This window comes from Heyndrickxia sp. FSL K6-6286, assembly GCF_038630395.1.
In the GTDB taxonomy this organism is placed as follows: domain Bacteria; phylum Bacillota; class Bacilli; order Bacillales; family Bacillaceae_C; genus Heyndrickxia; species Heyndrickxia oleronia.
The window spans coordinates 1,605,837-1,623,272 of sequence record NZ_CP152029.1; the positions used below are offsets into that span (position 1 = coordinate 1,605,837).

18 protein-coding genes are annotated in these 17,436 nt (G+C 32.0%); 17 read left to right on the forward strand and 1 reads right to left on the reverse strand.

Features of this window, described 5'->3' with window-relative positions; translation table 11 throughout:
* The first annotated feature begins 52 nt into the window (after window positions 1-52).
* The 9 genes from sppA (at window position 53) to MHI39_RS08085 (ending at window position 8,121) form a co-directional block, all read left to right on the forward strand.
* Window positions 53-1,060 carry a signal peptide peptidase SppA gene (gene sppA / locus MHI39_RS08045; protein WP_342541010.1) on the forward strand — a complete coding sequence of 336 codons (1,008 nt, stop codon included), beginning with the start codon at window positions 53-55 and terminating at the stop codon, window positions 1,058-1,060.
* A 96-nt stretch (window positions 1,061-1,156) separates the two neighbouring features.
* Window positions 1,157-1,597, forward strand: a complete 441-nt coding sequence (locus MHI39_RS08050) for an RDD family protein (RefSeq protein WP_058006066.1) — start codon at window positions 1,157-1,159, stop codon at window positions 1,595-1,597.
* A gap of 74 nt (window positions 1,598-1,671) precedes the next feature.
* Window positions 1,672-2,349, forward strand: coding sequence for a DUF2953 domain-containing protein (locus MHI39_RS08055; RefSeq protein WP_058006047.1), 678 nt, complete (start codon window positions 1,672-1,674; stop codon window positions 2,347-2,349).
* Window positions 2,350-2,371: 22 nt separating this feature from the next.
* Window positions 2,372-2,842 carry a GerW family sporulation protein gene (gene ytfJ / locus MHI39_RS08060; protein ID WP_058006046.1) on the forward strand — a complete coding sequence of 157 codons (471 nt, stop codon included), beginning with the start codon at window positions 2,372-2,374 and terminating at the stop codon, window positions 2,840-2,842.
* Between the two features lie 87 nt (window positions 2,843-2,929).
* The gene (gene tpx, locus MHI39_RS08065) at window positions 2,930-3,430 is read left to right on the forward strand and encodes a thiol peroxidase (protein ID WP_058006045.1); all 501 of its coding nucleotides are present in this window, start codon (window positions 2,930-2,932) and stop codon (window positions 3,428-3,430) included.
* A gap of 163 nt (window positions 3,431-3,593) precedes the next feature.
* Entirely contained in the window at window positions 3,594-4,589 is a 996-nt protein-coding gene (locus tag MHI39_RS08070; protein WP_058006044.1) for a class I SAM-dependent methyltransferase, read from the forward strand.
* Window positions 4,590-4,859: 270 nt separating this feature from the next.
* The gene (locus tag MHI39_RS08075; protein WP_342541429.1) at window positions 4,860-6,050 is read left to right on the forward strand and encodes an acetate kinase; all 1,191 of its coding nucleotides are present in this window, start codon (window positions 4,860-4,862) and stop codon (window positions 6,048-6,050) included.
* Between the two features lie 106 nt (window positions 6,051-6,156).
* Window positions 6,157-7,179, forward strand: a complete 1,023-nt coding sequence (locus MHI39_RS08080) for a tyrosine-type recombinase/integrase (protein WP_342541011.1) — start codon at window positions 6,157-6,159, stop codon at window positions 7,177-7,179.
* A 207-nt stretch (window positions 7,180-7,386) separates the two neighbouring features.
* A complete protein-coding gene (locus tag MHI39_RS08085) occupies window positions 7,387-8,121 on the forward strand; it encodes a helix-turn-helix domain-containing protein (RefSeq protein ID WP_342541012.1) in 735 nt (244 codons plus the stop codon).
* 40 nt (window positions 8,122-8,161) lie between these two features.
* Here MHI39_RS08085 and MHI39_RS08090 read toward each other — a convergent pair whose 3' ends face one another.
* Complete coding sequence (locus MHI39_RS08090) at window positions 8,162-8,386, reverse strand: helix-turn-helix transcriptional regulator (protein WP_342541013.1); 225 nt, start codon at window positions 8,384-8,386, stop codon at window positions 8,162-8,164.
* A 144-nt stretch (window positions 8,387-8,530) separates the two neighbouring features.
* Here MHI39_RS08090 and MHI39_RS08095 point away from each other — a divergent pair, with 144 nt between their 5' ends.
* From MHI39_RS08095 to MHI39_RS08130, 8 genes are all read left to right on the forward strand, one after another.
* Complete coding sequence (locus MHI39_RS08095) at window positions 8,531-8,869, forward strand: hypothetical protein (protein ID WP_342541014.1); 339 nt, start codon at window positions 8,531-8,533, stop codon at window positions 8,867-8,869.
* Window positions 8,870-8,903: 34 nt separating this feature from the next.
* Window positions 8,904-9,269, forward strand: coding sequence for a hypothetical protein (locus MHI39_RS08100; RefSeq protein ID WP_342541015.1), 366 nt, complete (start codon window positions 8,904-8,906; stop codon window positions 9,267-9,269).
* Between the two features lie 237 nt (window positions 9,270-9,506).
* Window positions 9,507-10,640 carry an AimR family lysis-lysogeny pheromone receptor gene (locus tag MHI39_RS08105; protein ID WP_342541016.1) on the forward strand — a complete coding sequence of 378 codons (1,134 nt, stop codon included), beginning with the start codon at window positions 9,507-9,509 and terminating at the stop codon, window positions 10,638-10,640.
* Window positions 10,641-10,735: 95 nt separating this feature from the next.
* Window positions 10,736-10,915: a hypothetical protein gene (locus MHI39_RS08110; RefSeq protein WP_342541018.1), complete on the forward strand. Its 180-nt coding sequence runs from the start codon at window positions 10,736-10,738 to the stop codon at window positions 10,913-10,915.
* Between the two features lie 760 nt (window positions 10,916-11,675).
* Window positions 11,676-11,933: a hypothetical protein gene (locus MHI39_RS08115; RefSeq protein ID WP_342541019.1), complete on the forward strand. Its 258-nt coding sequence runs from the start codon at window positions 11,676-11,678 to the stop codon at window positions 11,931-11,933.
* Between the two features lie 128 nt (window positions 11,934-12,061).
* Window positions 12,062-12,286 (forward strand): hypothetical protein, encoded by a 225-nt coding sequence (locus MHI39_RS08120; protein WP_342541020.1) that lies wholly within the window; start codon window positions 12,062-12,064, stop codon window positions 12,284-12,286.
* A gap of 229 nt (window positions 12,287-12,515) precedes the next feature.
* A complete protein-coding gene (locus MHI39_RS08125) occupies window positions 12,516-14,000 on the forward strand; it encodes a hypothetical protein (RefSeq protein WP_342541021.1) in 1,485 nt (494 codons plus the stop codon).
* 75 nt (window positions 14,001-14,075) lie between these two features.
* Entirely contained in the window at window positions 14,076-16,865 is a 2,790-nt protein-coding gene (locus MHI39_RS08130) for a hypothetical protein (protein ID WP_342541022.1), read from the forward strand.
* Window positions 16,866-17,436 lie beyond the last annotated feature (571 nt).

Here is a 17,436-nt window from a genome sequence, read left to right on the forward strand (position 1 = left end):
AGGTATACAATTAGTTTACCATTTTTACATAGGAAAAGGGAGGAGATGACAAATGAATAAAAAAAGATGGGCTGCATTAGCTATTGCAGTATTTCTATTTGGTGTTTCTATTATTGTGAATGTAGCAACTGTAGCTTTCACGACTGACATAACGTCAATTTTTGATGAAATATTCACCAAGCCTGAACGATCATTTTCCGAGGAAATTATTGAGGATGGAAATGAATTGAGGAAAGTAGCTGTTCTTGATGTAGAGGGAGTGATTCAGGATACTGGAAGTAGTTCATTGCTTGATAGTAGTACATATAATCACAAAGGATTTATGGAACAACTTAATTATGTAAAAGATAATAATGATATAAAGGCAATTATTTTAAGAGTGAATTCTCCTGGTGGAGGGGTTGTTGAGTCCGCTGAGATTCATGACAAAATTATCGAAATTCAAAAGGAATCGAAAAAGCCAGTGTATGTATCAATGGGAGCAATGGCGGCTTCAGGTGGATATTATATTTCTGCTCCAGCAGAAAAAATCTTCGCCACTCCTGAAACGATGACAGGTTCGCTTGGAGTGATTATGCAAGGAATTAACTACTCTGAACTTGCTAAAAATTTCGGGGTTGATTTTGTAACTATTAAAAGTGGACCTTATAAGGATATCATGAGCTCATCAAGAAAAATGACAGAAGATGAGAAGAAAATTATTCAAAACATGGTTAATAATTCATATGAAGGATTTGTTCGTGTAATAGCTGAAGGTAGACACTTGACTGAAAAAGATGTTCGTAAGATTGCCGATGGTCGAGTTTACGATGGAAGACAGGCAAAGGATCTCAATTTAATTGATGATTTCGGTTATCTAGATGATGTTATTGAGCGAGTAAAAAAGGATTATCATTTAAAAAATGCAGAAGTAGTTCGCTTTTCAAATAATGGGGGATTCGGATCACTTTTTTCTTTGACTGCTCAAAAGTTAATGGGGCGAGAAGCCGAGGCGACAGGCTTATTAAAAATGTTATCCCAACCTAATGCTCCTAGATTGATGTACATGTATTCCGAATAAGGAGGGAGTAGAATGACAGAAGGTACTAATGTTGAGCAGGAAATACAGTTAGATGCTGGATCACAAGGAGATGTTATAAATACTCTTCAGAATCACATGGAATACGAGTATGCTGGATTTTGGATGAGATTTTGGGCCTATCTTCTCGATTTAGTTGTTATCGCGAGTATTGAACGATTGATCATCAAGCCCGTTTTCAGAGTAGCAGATTTATCCTTTGATTCCAGTATGTTTTCTCCATTTACTATTGCTTCAGTGTTAATTTTTTATTTATATTTTATTCTTATGACAAAATACTTTCATGCAACAATTGGTAAAATGGTTTTTGGATTGAGGGTTATATCCTTAAAAGAAGAAAGTAGGCTTTCATGGCTGACAATTATTTTTCGTGAAGGAATTGGCCGATATATCTCCGTTCTCATTAAATTATTATACTTACTCGTTGCATTTACACCGAAAAAGCAAGCCCTGCATGATATTTTTGCAGATACCTCAGTGATATATGAACGTGTAAGAAAACAATTTCAACCTGCTTGATTTTTTACCCGCTAACAGCGGGTTTATTTTTTTGCTCCTTTGACGATAATGGTAGGCTGAAAGGTTGTGAAAAAATGATCGTTGCTCTCATTATCATTGCAATTATTTTCCTTTTATTTTTGGTTATTTGGTTTACAACGGTCAGCATTTTAATTGATTTTTCCCATAGACAAGACGATGATCATTTAATCATTCAACTGATTATTTGGAAGGTGATCCGTTACAAGATAAAAGTGCCAAAAATCAAAGTAGAACAAGATGAACCTACCATCACCTTTAAAAAGGAAACAAATACAGGAGCAAATGAGCACAGTGAAATTACTCCTGAAGAAATTTCAGATAAGCTAGCTGATTTTAAGGAGCTGCTTGAGCATGTTCTTGGTTTAAAAACCATCATTTCTAAATTTTTAAAGAAAATTAAAGTTGAACAGCTGGAATGGTATACAACTATTGGTCTTAAAGATGCAGCACTTACTGGGAAAATGACCGGTGTTATTTGGGCAGTAAAGGGTCTACTGATTGCCTTTCTTAGTATGCATATGAATCTTATTCAATTACCTACTTATTCAGTTACGCCCTCCTTTCAAATACCTTTATCTGAAACAACACTAAAATGTATGTTTAAATTACGAATCGGGAATGCTATTCTAGCAGGATTAAAAGTATTTAAGTTTTGGAGAGGCGGTAAGGGATCATTTAGAACTAAACCTTTATCGAAAGTATCGAAGGAAGATCCTGGTCAATCCATGTAAACAAATTGATAGGAGGATTTCTATGAGTGAACATCCGATTGAAGGATTAATGTCAGCTGCAATGGAAAACTTAAAGGAAATGATTGATGTTAATACCATTATTGGGGATCCTGTTGAAACACCGGATGGAAGTGTGATTTTAACTGTATCAAAAGTTGGATTTGGATTTGCAGCTGGAGGAAGTCAATTTAATGCAAGTGGGAAATCTGAGTCTGGTAGTCAAGGACAAGGAAGTAAAAACGAACTGCCATTTGGTGGAGGTAGTGGGGGTGGAGTTTCGATTACACCGATTGCCTTTCTGATAGTAAACTCTCAAGGGGTAAAAATGCTTCATCTTGATGAAGGTACACATTTGCTAGAAAAAATATTAGATGTAGCACCTAGTGTAGTAGATAAAATTCAGGCAATGATGAAGAAAAATAATCAGAATACAGGTTCGAACGGGTGGAAAAATCATCAGCCATCTACTCAGAAACAAGATTTTGACTTTTAAACTCGCCAATGGCGAGTTTTTAATTGGAAAAAATATAAATAGTTCAGTATGATAAAGAGAGATGAGTAAATAAAGGAGGAAATGAATATGACGAATGTTACATTTAAAGGAAATCCGGTTACAATTTTAGGGAATGAAGTAAAGGTCGGTGATCAAGCACCAAACTTTACAGTTTTAGCAAACGATCTTTCAGAAGTAACTCTTAATGATACAAAAGGTAAGGTACGTCTTATCAGTGTTGTACCTTCTGTTGATACTGGTGTTTGTGATGCTCAAACACGTAAATTTAATGAAGAAGCCTCTAAATTAAATGGTGTAGAAGTTTTAACGATTTCAGTTGATCTACCTTTTGCTCAAAGTCGTTGGTGTGCAGCAAGTGGTCTTGATAACGTTCAAACTTTTTCTGACCACCGTGATTTATCTTTTGGTGAAGCATATGGTGTTATAATGAAAGAATTACGCTTACTTGCTCGTTCTGTGTTTGTTGTGGATAGTAATGACAAGATTACATATGTAGAATATGTTAGTGAAGGAACGAATCATCCTAATTATGAAAAAGCAATTGAGGCTGTTAAGCAAGCAAAGTAATTAAAAGTAAGAATTATGCGGATAGGTAATAGGTTAAAACGTAGATTTTAACTAATCTTTGCGAAAGAACCTTCTAAAAAGAGGGTGTCCCATTTTATCTGATGGGTCATCCTCTTTTATGTTGATTGAAGAATTTTTAGAGAGAAGGAAAAGGAGGAAAAACATGAAGATTTCACCAATGGAAACGATATTTAATATATTTAATGAGACAGCCACGATTTTACAAGAGGAACTGAATTGCTCGTATTTAGAAGCTCTTGCTGAGACAGGTGAGAATTTATTTCATGGTAATATTATTCAGGAAGAATTAAGTGAATTAACTGTTAAAAGATTACAAAAAAAATATAGTGAATTAAACATAGATATGTTCAGTCAAGAGCAAATTCGTAAAGCCTATCAATTAGCCATTTTAAAAGGTATGAAGGATAGTGTACAATCCAACCATCAAATGACACCTGATTCAATTGGGCTAGTCTTTAGTTATTTAATAAAAAAATTCATGGCAGAAATGAGTTCTTTTTCATTATTAGATCCAGCTGTAGGAACCGGGAATTTACTAACAACCATTTTAAATCAAATGGATGATACAGAGATAACATCCTATGGTGTAGATATTGATGATTTACTCATAAAATTAGCTTACATCGGTGCAAACTTACAAAGCCAGCCTATACAATTCTTTAACCAAGATTCATTAGAGCCATTATTTATAGAATCAGTGGATGCTGTTGTATGTGATTTACCAGTGGGGTATTATCCGAATGATGAAGGTGCAGAAAAATATACATTAAAAGCAGATAAAGGACATTCTTATGCACATCATTTGTTTATTGAGCAAAGTATTAATCAAACAAAACCAGGTGGATATTTATTTTTTCTTATTCCAAATGGTTTATTTGAATCGGAACAGGCACCTAAGCTCCACAAATTTTTATCAGAGCAAGTAAATATACAAGGAATATTAAAACTTCCTGAATCCATGTTTAAAAATCCAAATGCAGCAAAAAGTATATTTGTTTTACAAAAGAAAGCTCCGGCCTTAAAGGCACCTAAGCAAGTATTAATCGCCAATCTTCCTTCCCTTTCCAATCAATCTTCAATGGAAAATATGATTGGAAAAATTGATAAATGGTTCATGGAAAATAAACTAGAACAGTAGTTGTTATTTCTTGACTTTACGATTGTATTTTGTAATAAAAATGATGAAGAGGTCACCTACCTAGGTGGCCTCTTAATTTTCCCTTTTTAGGTTATTTAATGGTATTTCCAAATCATTTGAATTAACTTTCTTTTTTAGTGTAAACGCTTTTACTCTGCTTAATGCTTGATAATATCTATTTTGGGGATTACAATGATAAATCGAATAGTAAGTATAGATAAAATTCATACTATCGAGTTTAACTTTCAAAAGATGAGAGGGAAGGTAGAAATGGCGAAAATTATAGCGATAAATGCTGGAAGCTCTTCACTAAAATTTCAATTATTTCAAATGCCTGAAGAACGTGTTATAACAAAAGGTCTAATTGAAAGAATTGGATTATCAGATTCAATCTTTACGATAACGGTAGATAATGAGAAACACGAGGAGATTCTTGATATTCCCAATCATGAAGTAGCAGTAAAACTCCTTTTAGATCGTTTAACTAAGCTTCACATCATTCATTCCTTAGATGAAATTGAAGGAGTGGGTCATCGTGTTGTACATGGAGGAGAAACATACAATGATTCTGTTCTTATAACCGATGAAGTCATTCAACAGCTAATTGAACTTTCAGAATTAGCTCCTCTTCATAATCCAGCTAATATTACAGGGATCCAAGCATTCAAATCTGTTTTGCCGAACATTCCATCAGTAGCTGTTTTTGATACGGCATTTCATCAAACAATGCCGGAAAATTCGTTTTTATATAGCTTACCTTATGATTATTATAAAAAATATGGCATACGTAAATATGGTTTCCATGGAACGTCACATAAATATGTTTCCCTTCGTGCGGCAGAAATGCTAGGACGCCCAGTTGAACAATTAAGATTAATATCTTGTCATCTTGGTAATGGTGCTAGTATTGCTGCAATAGAAGGAGGGAAATCGATTGATACATCCATGGGTTTTACTCCATTAGCAGGAGTAGCGATGGGAACGCGTTCTGGGAATATTGATCCAGCTCTCATTCCTTTCATTATGGATAAAACTGGTAAAACAGCTGATGAAGTACTTGAGGTTCTAAATAAAAAATCAGGTATGTTAGGAGTATCTGGTTTATCAAGTGACCTTCGCGATATTGAACAAGAAGCGGCAAAGGGCAATAAACGTGCAGAATTAGCTTTAGAAGTATTTGCGAATCGGATTCATAAATATATCGGTTCCTACTCTGCAAGAATGTCCGGTGTCGATGCAATTATTTTTACTGCAGGAATTGGCGAGAATAGTGAACTTATTCGTGCGCGGGTACTGCATGGATTAGAATTTATGGGTGTATATTGGGATCCTTCTTTAAATAAAATCCGTGGGAAGGAAGCATTTATTAATTACCCTCATTCTCCAGTTAAAGTCATGGTTATACCGACCAATGAAGAGGTTATGATTGCACGCGATGTTGTCAAAATGGCGTCATTATAGGCTTTTCAGTGGATTAATTGGTGAAAAATATTGATTTACAAACCAAGACCTAATTTACAACTTTCTATCATGTAATTATTTACACATGGTAGGAGGTTGTTTTTTATTGGCTGAAAATCCTATTTATCGGAAAAGTAAACGTTATGCAAAAGTTAAAAATAAAACAATTGATGATGTAAGAAACATTGTAATTAAAATTAAACAACTTGAAGGTGTCTCAACAAATACCATACACGGTTACGAAAAAGTGTTTAACGACTTCGATAGGTTCTTTGGTGAGAAGACTGATATAAAAAGTTTAACTCAAGAAGATGCACGAAACTTTATTTATTGGCAGCTAAATGAAAAGGTTCAATTTTTAAATCACAAATATAGAAAAAATAAACCTAAAGGCGTATCAATTAATAGTGCTAACACTTATTTGGATTTTTCAATTTCTATCTTCAATGTATTGGTAAATGAAAAAATAGTAGAAGAGAATATATTTAATGGCATTAAACACATAAAAGATAAAGAAAAAAAGATAGAAACACTAACTCCAGAAGAAATAAAAAAAATAATACGCTCATTGGACAAACGTGTCTATTCAGAATTGAGAGCATACATAATAATCCATGTTTGTCTAGATTCCTTTGGTCGTATTAATGAGATCCTTTCCCTCAAGAAAGAAGACGTTGACTTAGATTCACAAGTAGTTACTTTTTCTAATACTAAATCTGGAAAAGTAAGAATGGTTCCAATATCTAAAAAGACAGTTAAGTTAATTGAAGAAATGATTGAGGAAAATGAAGAATTTGAAAGTGAATATATTTTTCTAACCAATCATGGGAAACCACTTAAACCAGATACATTCCGTAAACATTTTAGAGAAGTAATAAGGCGGTCTGGTATTAATAAGAGGGTACATCCCCATTTATTAAGACATTCAGCATCAGCAATGTTCTTAAAACAAAATGGAAACATTAGAGTGCTACAAAAAATCTTAGGACATTCGGATTTAATCGTAACTTCCCGTTATGCTCATGTATTAGATGATACTATCCGTCAACAGCATGAACTATTCTCACCATTACAATTAATTGAAGATGTCCAAATAAGAAAAACCAGAACAAAAAGAACAAGAAAATAAGCAAATAAAAAAGGTCAGGTGCTACCAACACCTAACCTCTTTCGAACCACTGAAGGCTCACTGAAATTCTCTAATTACAGTCTACCACATTTGCAAAAAAATGCAATAGGTTAGGCTTATTAAAGTGCGCCTTCTACAGAAAATGTAGGAGGATTTTTTATGTCTAAATCAATAACAATCGTAGCATCTAATCAAGCTTATTCAAATATGTCCACATTCAACGATATCGAATCGATGAACAAAACTATCCGTACATACAGAGACATCATTAAATCGACTGTGAAGCGTTCTGACGTACGAACTAGACTAATTACACTACTAGAGGTATTAAAGCGTCATAGCTGCAAGCAAATTGGTGTAAGCTACATGTCTAAAAATACTATTGCTGATAAATTAGAACTATCTTATAAAACTGTCCAACGTTTAATGAAAAAATTAGAAGACTTAGGTATGATCCGTCAGGTAGCAATGAAACGTAAGTCAGATATGCTCCAAACAGCTAATATTGTTCAGATCATTCCAACTGAAAGTGATGTGTCCGACAAGACACCTACTAAAAAGTCCGAGAAGTGTCCGACCAATAAGACAACTACTACTACCTTAAAACAAAAGATTAAAAAACAACGTAATACACACGATGATTCTAAACTGTCAGCAGAATTTGTATCATCTAGAGTACCTAAACCATTTGTCAAATACCTAAGCAACTTTTACCATGACGCTCAGACTATCGAGGAGCTTTATAGAGTGTCCCAACAAGTAACTAGATACCTAACGTATTACTCAGAACAGGATAAACTACAAGTTAGCCTAGAAGCCTTTAAACAGGTGATTAGGAATATTAAACTCGGTAAAAAAATTAAAAATTTATTTGGATATTACAATCGAGTGTTACATGGAATATTGGATCAACGTTATTTTGATGAATTGTTTGAGGTATAAAAAAGAGTGCTTGAAATTACAAGCACCCCTGTTTATTCACTTATTCATTTTTGTAAATATATTCAACTTCGAATAAATCACTAATATTAACATCAAGTGTTTTTGCTATGGCAAATATATGTGAGTCAACATGACGATTGTTTTTATCAAAGCGAGAAATTGACCCTTGAGGAACACCTGATAGTTCTGATAATTGAACTTGAGTCATCCCTTTTGCTTTAAGTACATTCATTAAGTTTGGTTTAACTTTTACTTCTAATATCATTTTTTTATTACGCTCCTTTATTATATATATTTATTATACGATATTCGATATTAAAAAGCTTCAAAAAATATTTTTAAAATAAGTATTGACTTCGTATATACGATATCGTATATTAAGTATATACAATATAAAAGGAGGGTTTTGATGGAACAAATAACTATGTACTTTGACTTATCTCATCCAGATGTAGATGACAAAGAAGAAGATGTTAAATATACTATTCCAGCATTAAAAATTGATAAAAAATTTGCTATTTACACAATCGGTAATGTAATTTATTTGGCTCGTAACATTAAGTTGAATGAAAAGGGACACTACACTGAAACAACCAATAGTATTTTAGATGTTTTACCTGAAAAGCATGGAGATACAATGGAATATCTTAGGAAGTTTGTTAATGATTTAAGGAGTCAAACAGTTTGGGAATTTATTACTAGAGATATTTTTGATAACTTACAACCACTTAACATTGATTGGATTTAAAAAAAATCGAAAATGAAAAGGGAGAGGTTTAAATATGGGTGCTACTTTATGGGGAAATCTAGATCTAATAGTTAAAGTAAATAATGGTGAGGTAATTGCAACTGATTGGCTTATCGAAAATGAAGTATTACAAGTTAATGGAAATATCCTAAGCGAACAAGATATTTGGGTAGAGCAGGTTGATAAAAATACTTATCAAGTTAATTCTGTAGTCACCTTTATTCCAAACGCTCAAACTGAAGATGAAGCTTTTGAAGAAGCAATTAACAAATTTAGCAAGATTGACATTGATAAATATTACATAGAGGATACACTGAACAATCTTACTGAAACTACTATTCAAAAAGCTACTATAAACTTCAGTGATTTTGAAAATCCAGAGCTAGAGGTGTTTATGTAATGGGAATAGCAATATTCTGTTTAACATTCTTTATCTTATTTGCAACCCTGCGAATTATTGCTGAAAAATATCTAATCCAAAAATAAATAAAAACGCTGATTTACTTAAAGAATCCGGTTGGTAGCCTTAGACATTTAAGTAAGTCAGCGCATTTTTAGCATAACAATTTGAAAAAATTAAGTCAATCGATATAATAATGCAGGGAAAGAAAAATTAAGTATTGGGTGTGAATTTGTAATGGTAGCAAAAGTAGGAAAGATACTACAAAATATTGTTGAAAGTAAAGGTCTAAAAACTACGCATATAGCTGAAGATATTGGAATTTCACACGGAAATTTCACAAGATTGTTCAATGCTGGAAGACAAATTAGCGCAGATAACGTTCTAAAAATGATCAGAGCAATCGCACCTGAGAAAGAGAAAGAACTAATGTCTATGTATTGCTCCGAAGTTACTATGCCACACAACTTGAAAATTGCATTAGAATATCTTTCAACCAATAGAATCTTGGATGTATTTGAGGAAACGTTAATTCGCAGTGAACAAAATAAAAATGATGAACTTAAAGAATTTACAAGCTTATATCGTTTACTGTTTAAATACATCAACTCAAACATTACTGCCCATGAATTATACAAGACAACCAGAGGAATGAATGTTAAATATGAGGACTCTATTGTAATGTTACGATTTTTAGAATTGTACAGCCTGTACGAACAAAAAGAGTATCATTTTCTCCTCATATCATCTGAAAATCTAGAATCTCAAATTGATAGTCTTTTAGATCCCTATTTAAAAGAGTCATACAAAGCTAGATTATGTGAGATGCTTCAGTACATCACATTAAAAGTTCTAAATGATCCAATTAAAGCGAGAACTTACACTGATAAAATTCTAAATGCCAATATTGGTTATAACTTTAATGCATCGTCACTTTATATACATGGAATATCTTATTTATTTGAAGATGTAGAAAAGTGTTTGAAATTTCTTGAAGATTGCAAAGAGATATATTTATTAAATAATAAGAGAAATGATCTTGAGGTTGTTAGTTTATCAATTGAATTTATCAAAGTTCTATGGAATCAACCAGTTGATTCATTTCTGGATACGGAACATAAAGCATACTCCATGATAAAAAATGGACAAACAGAACAGGGACTGTCAATACTAGATGATTTAGATAAAAAGAGTACTCCAGATGCTTTTAGGCTATTCATAAGAGGAGAAGGAACAGATGACCAACAATATTATTTTGAGTCCATGAAGCTATTCCTAAAACGTGGAGATAGATATTTTGCTACCTTACCAAAGGTTAGACTTTTAGCTTTAGGAGTGCCGGAATACATTATTGATGCAGTATTTCATTAGAGGCAAATCCGAATAATTCGTATTTGGATACTGAAAGGAGCTTAATTTGAATAATTCAAGTTTAGCTAAATCACAATCTGAAAGGAGGTGAAAAAATGCGTAAATTAGTAGCTACTTTATTACTTACAGTTGCTTTAATAGTTGGATGTTTTGCTTTTGGTAACACATCTAACGCTTCAGGAATTGGAGATGTTGGAACTGGAGGTAAAGCAGTAATCAAATCATACGAACCGTTAAATGGCGGTATCGGTGACGTAGGAACAGGCGGTAAGTAATACATAACAGGTCTTTACCTCCGTGGTAAAGACCAAATAAACTAATTAAATTAATAAAACGTGCCGATTTTTCAAAAAATAATAATTGGATTTTTTATGGAAATTTGTAGACAAGCAGTAAAGGATATTGTATATTTAATTTACTTTAAAGATTAACATTGAATCAACGACAAATAAGACTAACAAATAATCTTGTTAATCGTTTTAATAATATTGCACTTGATAGATTGTCTGAGTACTATAAATACTAGAACTAAATTTCGTGCAAGCTCTCTTAAATAGAATCCCGAGTTTCGTTTTTCCTTTTTCGTAACCCTGATTCAAAATTGCTCTTGAGTGCAAATATTGGTTCGATTTTACCATTGTAGTAAATCCGAAAGCTCAGTTTTACCTGATCCTTGAAAATTAAATAGGATAGATATTTTTTTATGGTACAAGTTCCTCACGCATTTATTGTACCAAGGGGAAAAGAGAGTGTCAACAATAATTTTAAAAGTTTTTTAGTCGTAACTGATTACCCAATATCTCAGATTAGTTTGTCTAGTTGACTAGATGAAATGTCAGAAAATTAAACAGAAATAATTTCCCTTTGAAAGGAAATAGAAATGATTTAACTTCTGACAAAATCTTGTCAAATGTTGCGACATCGTAAAATGCAGCCCTATTTTAGGACTGGCTTTAAGGAAATCGTTGTTGTTTTTAGCAATCACAAAGTAATAACTAATTAAATTTATACAAATTATTTTAAGGAGGTGATAACATGCGAAACTCATTACATAAAGCTAAGAAACTATTACAAAAAGCGATGAAAAAGAACAATCGCACAGTTAAAGATGTACTCAATAATCTAAATGATGAATTGGATTACTTGGATATAAATGGAATAAAGTTTTATTTTGAACCATCTTTAATTATTACTAAAGATATCTTAAATGAAATGCACCTGAGAGCACTAGATGGTAGACAAAAATCATATCAAGTCTATATTGATAAATCTGCCGGACTAATAATTTATTAAAAGACAGTTTCATGATGAAACTTACTTTAAAAGAAACCTCGGTGTTTCGGTTAGATGTCAAACCCAACTATCAATGAGTAAGTAATACCAAATTAAATTTATAAAACCATTTTAAGGAGGTGAAGAGGATGAATAATAAGCCATATTTCTTTTGTTACAACAAACAGCTTTCAGATTTCTTGAAGTCAAGAAAAATTAAATTTATTACAGTAGCAATTGATCCGAACACACGTAAATGGTTCAGTTTATACGAAGTAACTCCATTATTACAAAAAGCTTTAGACGAATATAAGGAATCAACTAGTAGCATTTCGAGATTAAATATAGAAAATAATATCACTAGTAGCATTTAGAGCATAAATATAAGCTCGTCATTCAATTTGAAATTCTGTTTATAAGCTCCAAATGCTAGCACCCTAGTAGCATAAAAAGCATAAATATAAGCTCCAAATGCTACAGAATACAGATAATACATAATTACAGATAAAACATACTTACAGATAAGAAGAAGGTGAGTGAGTTTCTAGTCATTCTTCTTCAATTATAAATTCATAAAATCAATTATAAATTAGGAGTGGTTAAATGTTATTGAAAAATTATACGGATGATAAATTTATTCGTGCTTACAATTCATTTGCTAATAAGGATAGTCAATTTTATTTAAACGAAGAAGAATTTTACATGTACTCCATCTTATTTACTAATCAAATGATGGATGGTTCAATCCGAACCAACGTTGATATCATTAATCAAATCTTATATCCAATTAAATTTATAAAAGATGATACGAAAAATAAAACAAAGATTAGAAACTTGATATCCTCATTGATTAATAAAAAGGTATTAATAGTTGAAAATGACATCAAGTTAACAAAAAACTATTCTCTGATTGAATTAACAATCAATGACATTGAGTTATCTAATGATGGCATTGATGATGATAAGAAAATAAATAATGGCTATAAAAATTTTGCTAAGATTCCTTTCTCAAAGTTCTTAGAGTTTAAATCGACCAGGGATTATTACATTTATTTTCTGGTGGCAAAATGGGGAAAAGGTTTTAAATGTTCTCATTCTAATTGGGCTGAGTTATTGGGACTTAAACACCGAGAGTCTGCAATAAGAATAATTGAAGATGTAGTGAATCGTAACATTATCTATAAGAACATTGGCGATTATAATACACAGGATAATCAAGATGTTAATGTATATAGCATCTCTCCATTCAATGAATCAGAAAAAACTAAACAAACGAAAAAGGTTGAACAACAACAAGCTAATGACAAAATACGTGAAGAGTTAAATGCAAGTTTTCAGTCTGATGAATATGTGAAGGATCTCAATGATGTTATAGAAATATTTCAAACTTACAAAGATGAATATGGGAATAACATCTTTCCAGATGATTGTGATTATGCTTTTTATTTGGAAGTTAAGGATAACATTAAAGATAGAAAACCGACTCCATTAGAAAAGAAATTTATCCAAATTGCTGATAAAAGAATGGGCTATCTAAAGAATAATTCACAGTTCCAAAAGGAATATGAGAATGGTGAAAGATTATTTAAGGAACAGCAAAAGGAAAAACTTAGTAATCAATTGAGTAATGCAATTAATGCTATCAGATTAAAGACTGGCGATATTGTTGAAGTCAATAAGGATAATATTGATCAATTTGAACTAGATAAGGTTAAATCCATGTTCTATTCAAATGGGGGTCATCTACAAAGCGAAAAGGAATTTGTAAACTTCCAATATACCAATTTAAAAACAAATGAAATTGATGATAATCCAGAAATAGTTAAAGCAGCTTGGGAATCCTATCAGATGCTTGTAAAAGAGGATGTCACTATTAATGTGGGAATCCTCAATGGAAGACTGGTCAAAATGATTGATAAAAAGTGTGGAATTGTTGATCCATTTTCGTATGAAGCTAATATACCATCGCCAGAAATGAGCCAAGAAATTATGATCGACATGTTTAATGAAATAAATGAAATAGATAATGATCAATCAAAGAAGAGCAGTCCAATTAAGTATTTTGAAGATGTAGATATAGTATTTTGATTTCTTTATACATAATTAGTAAGTTTTTTATTTATAAAATAATTAAATATAAAATCAGAATGGGAGAAATGTTAAATGACAAATTTATCAAAACAAGTATATATTTATTCATTATCAACTGATGTATTTATGACAGAGGAAGAAAGAAAAATTAAGTTACTAAAAGATAGATTACATGACATGAAAAGATTATCCAAGCAAGAGGATGAAATTAAAGCTAAATTAAACAATTTACACATCGAACTATCTGAGACTGATAAAGAAAAAACGAAGGAATATATTAAGTCCCAAATATCATCTAAACAACGACAATTGGATTATTATAATTGGTTGTCTAAGGAGGTATTTAAGGATGCAAAAGTTTCTAAAGCTGGTCTAAAGCGTGATTTACAAAGTAAGATCATCGAAACGAATGAAAGTATCAATAAAGATAAGAGTGCACGTTCATTAAATCCATTGATGTTGAATCCTAGCCAAACAATAGCATTATTTGATAGCACATTGACACGAAAATTAAAAATGGAGATTGACAAACTGTCTGAGAAATTAATAGTTGTGGAGATTTTTAATTATGAAATATTCGAGAATTTACTAAAGAATGGATTTACCTTTAAGAATAAACAACGTTATATTTATTGGTCATCATCGAGTGGTCAAATTAGACAGAAAAAGGCATTTTTTATCCTAGAAGAAGCCTGGGATGCTGAATTAGGCGGAATTGAAAATTCTATTACAGCAGGATTGAGTATTAAGGATATCAATAATAATGAAGGAATGAGCGTTAATAAATTCCTTAGTTACAAAGCATTAGCATCAAGCGCAAGTGACAAATGGATTGGATTTGAAAAATTAATTGATAAAAGCATTGTTGTAGACGATGTTAAAGTTGAATTAAAGAATAGAACTATTGATTATATTAGTAGAGATTCTTTTGAAATAGAAAGAACTAATAAAAGACCAGTTGAATTAGAAATCACTGATGGGGCAGGAATGATGTTACCCTCTGTGAGTGAAGAATTGTTTGGCGAAGGTGTGTATAAAAATATACAATTTAGAGCCCCTTGGATGAAAGGGTGTTTATCTCCTGTTCCATTTACAGATTTTGACGATAATCTCACAGTCACTGATATCTATGGGAAAGAGTGGGATATAAAGGAATCAGGCATCAAAATAATATTCTTTAAGAGCCAGTTTAAGATGTGGAAGCATTTCATTGATAAGGAGAACTATAAAGAAAGTTGGAAGGTTTATCAAAAGGCATTTAAGGATTATGACTGTGAAGCAGCTTACATGAATGCCGAGGAAGATTCAATCCCAAATGCTAAGACTAATTATCAATATTTGCAATCGTTGGTTGATGTAGATAATAAAGATTTGATGGAACTGGCGCAAATGACTAATAATGATATTCATTTGATGGGATCAGATGCAGATGTTATGGCTCGTGTTTTAGGTGTAGATGATGAAAACAAGAAACAGAATGAATTTCAGCAGGCTATCAATCTATATCCTGCACTATTGAATGATAAGAATAGTAGAAGAGCAATTAAGAAACGTAAGGAGAAAATTTTAAAAGAAGCAAGAGCAGGAAAATTGAGTATCGAAGGAAAATACACTTACATTTTGCCAGATTGGTACGCAGTCATGGAGAGGATATTTAAAGGGGTTAAAAATCCTACAGGTTTACTAAAGGATGGTCAGGTTTACTGTAATTTATATAACCAAGGGACTGTTGATATAATGAGGGCTCCGGCTTTAAGCTTTGAACATGTTCTAAGGGAAAATATCAGGTCGGAACAAATAAAAAAATGGTTTATTACAAAAGCAGTACATTTTAGTGCGCTAGATATTTCAGTACCAAAAACCCTTCAAGCTGACTTTGATGGGGATAAAGTTTTAATTGCATCGCCAACAAATGAAACATTAATTAAAGTGGTTAAGGATAATATGGAAAAATTGGATGTTGTACAATTAGAGTATGAAATGGGTGTCTCTGAACCTAAATTGATTAATCCAAAGAATATCTTCGAGAGTTTGAAAGTTGCGTTCAAGGCAAATATCGGTATAATTTCAAATACATTGTCAAAACTCTACAACAAAGCTGACTTTGATCCAAAGGTTGATTATGATTTAATCAAAAAACTTTGTGCATATAATAACCACGTTATTGATATGGCAAAAACATTAGATGTGGTGGAATTACCACCAAATGTTAAGAAAAAATGGAATGAATACAATGAAGTAAAATTACCATTCTTCTTTAAATATTCCAAGGATAAATCCGATTCACAGATTATGGAGGATAATAACAGTACAGTAAATCGACTTAAAGAAATAATCACTGATAAACGAATTTACTTTAAAAATGTTGTTGGTGAATTTGATTATAAGAAATTAATGTGGACTCCAAATATCAAGGATGATGCGTTTGTAATTAATGAAGAAACTGATAAAAAGATAATCAAAGTATATACTGAACTTGACCAAAATAAAAGACACTATATGTCTGCAGATGAAGATGATTTGGATGGCAAGAAACAGTATGTATACATTGTCATTCGTGAGAAATTATTGGATATATATCCCAATGCTCATAAGGTTGCAGATGTTTTAGTAAGGTATTTATTTAACGAAAAGGACAGTGAACATAAGACAACACTGTTTGAGTCATTTGGAAAAGAAGTAGTAAAAAGTATCAAGAAAAATGTGCATGGGAAAGTGGATTGTCTTGGTTGTGGTGAAGTGATTGACCAGCCAAAGCAACGACAAGTCAGATGTGATGATTGTCAAAAGGAATACAGAAAACGACAAGATGCAGCACGTAAGCGTAAACTAAGACAACGTCTTAAAGATATGTCCGCATGAGTTTTTGAGAATGAAATACAGAGAGCCTACTAACCTAGTAATATCAAGGTCTGTAGGCTTTATATTAAAATTAAGTTAATGGTGTATTAGGGAAGGATAATGCCAAGTCAGTATACACATTAATCGGCAGTGTAGTTTTCCTTTCTTCCTATTTATGCATTTAATAAACTCTCCTATATTAATTTAATTAGTTTATGTAACACAGGTGACTAGGGAATATCTAGTCATCTTACTTTTATTTTTTATCGTTTTTCAAACCATAAATGGAGATCAATTATACTTTTAGTATAATCTTGAGTTCATTATAAACCAATAATAAAGTGGATTGCAAGTATTTATTTAAGAATTTTTGAATTTCTAATCAACATCTATTTAAATATAAGACTGATCTCCCACAGCTTTTAAATAGGTGTTGATTAAAGATTCAAATAAAATACTCCCAAAAGAGTAGGTTAATCCTATTCTAGCCATAATGCAACACGCAGGAGGTTAGGGAATAGGGGCTTTAGCCTCCTGTTTTGGGTGTATTTGCCAACCCCTAAAATATTAATGGAAAAGGATGTGTTGTTTT

Excerpts from the sequence above, each read along its gene's own strand:
- sppA (WP_342541010.1), top strand. The coding sequence starts at position 53 with ATGAATAAAAAAAGATGGGCTGCATTAGCTATTGCAGTATTTCTATTT.
- MHI39_RS08130 (WP_342541022.1), top strand. The coding sequence starts at position 14,076 with ATGACAAATTTATCAAAACAAGTATATATTTATTCATTATCAACTGAT.
- ytfJ (WP_058006046.1), top strand. The coding sequence starts at position 2,372 with ATGAGTGAACATCCGATTGAAGGATTAATGTCAGCTGCAATGGAAAAC.
- MHI39_RS08100 (WP_342541015.1), top strand. The coding sequence starts at position 8,904 with ATGGGTGCTACTTTATGGGGAAATCTAGATCTAATAGTTAAAGTAAAT.
- MHI39_RS08070 (WP_058006044.1), top strand. The coding sequence starts at position 3,594 with ATGAAGATTTCACCAATGGAAACGATATTTAATATATTTAATGAGACA.
- MHI39_RS08115 (WP_342541019.1), top strand. The coding sequence starts at position 11,676 with ATGCGAAACTCATTACATAAAGCTAAGAAACTATTACAAAAAGCGATG.
- MHI39_RS08075 (WP_342541429.1), top strand. The coding sequence starts at position 4,860 with ATGGCGAAAATTATAGCGATAAATGCTGGAAGCTCTTCACTAAAATTT.
- MHI39_RS08090 (WP_342541013.1), bottom strand. The coding sequence starts at position 8,386 with ATGATATTAGAAGTAAAAGTTAAACCAAACTTAATGAATGTACTTAAA.
- MHI39_RS08120 (WP_342541020.1), top strand. The coding sequence starts at position 12,062 with ATGAATAATAAGCCATATTTCTTTTGTTACAACAAACAGCTTTCAGAT.
- MHI39_RS08085 (WP_342541012.1), top strand. The coding sequence starts at position 7,387 with ATGTCCACATTCAACGATATCGAATCGATGAACAAAACTATCCGTACA.
- MHI39_RS08055 (WP_058006047.1), top strand. The coding sequence starts at position 1,672 with ATGATCGTTGCTCTCATTATCATTGCAATTATTTTCCTTTTATTTTTG.
- MHI39_RS08110 (WP_342541018.1), top strand. The coding sequence starts at position 10,736 with ATGCGTAAATTAGTAGCTACTTTATTACTTACAGTTGCTTTAATAGTT.
- MHI39_RS08125 (WP_342541021.1), top strand. The coding sequence starts at position 12,516 with ATGTTATTGAAAAATTATACGGATGATAAATTTATTCGTGCTTACAAT.
- tpx (WP_058006045.1), top strand. The coding sequence starts at position 2,930 with ATGACGAATGTTACATTTAAAGGAAATCCGGTTACAATTTTAGGGAAT.
- MHI39_RS08050 (WP_058006066.1), top strand. The coding sequence starts at position 1,157 with ATGGAATACGAGTATGCTGGATTTTGGATGAGATTTTGGGCCTATCTT.
- MHI39_RS08105 (WP_342541016.1), top strand. The coding sequence starts at position 9,507 with ATGGTAGCAAAAGTAGGAAAGATACTACAAAATATTGTTGAAAGTAAA.
- MHI39_RS08095 (WP_342541014.1), top strand. The coding sequence starts at position 8,531 with ATGGAACAAATAACTATGTACTTTGACTTATCTCATCCAGATGTAGAT.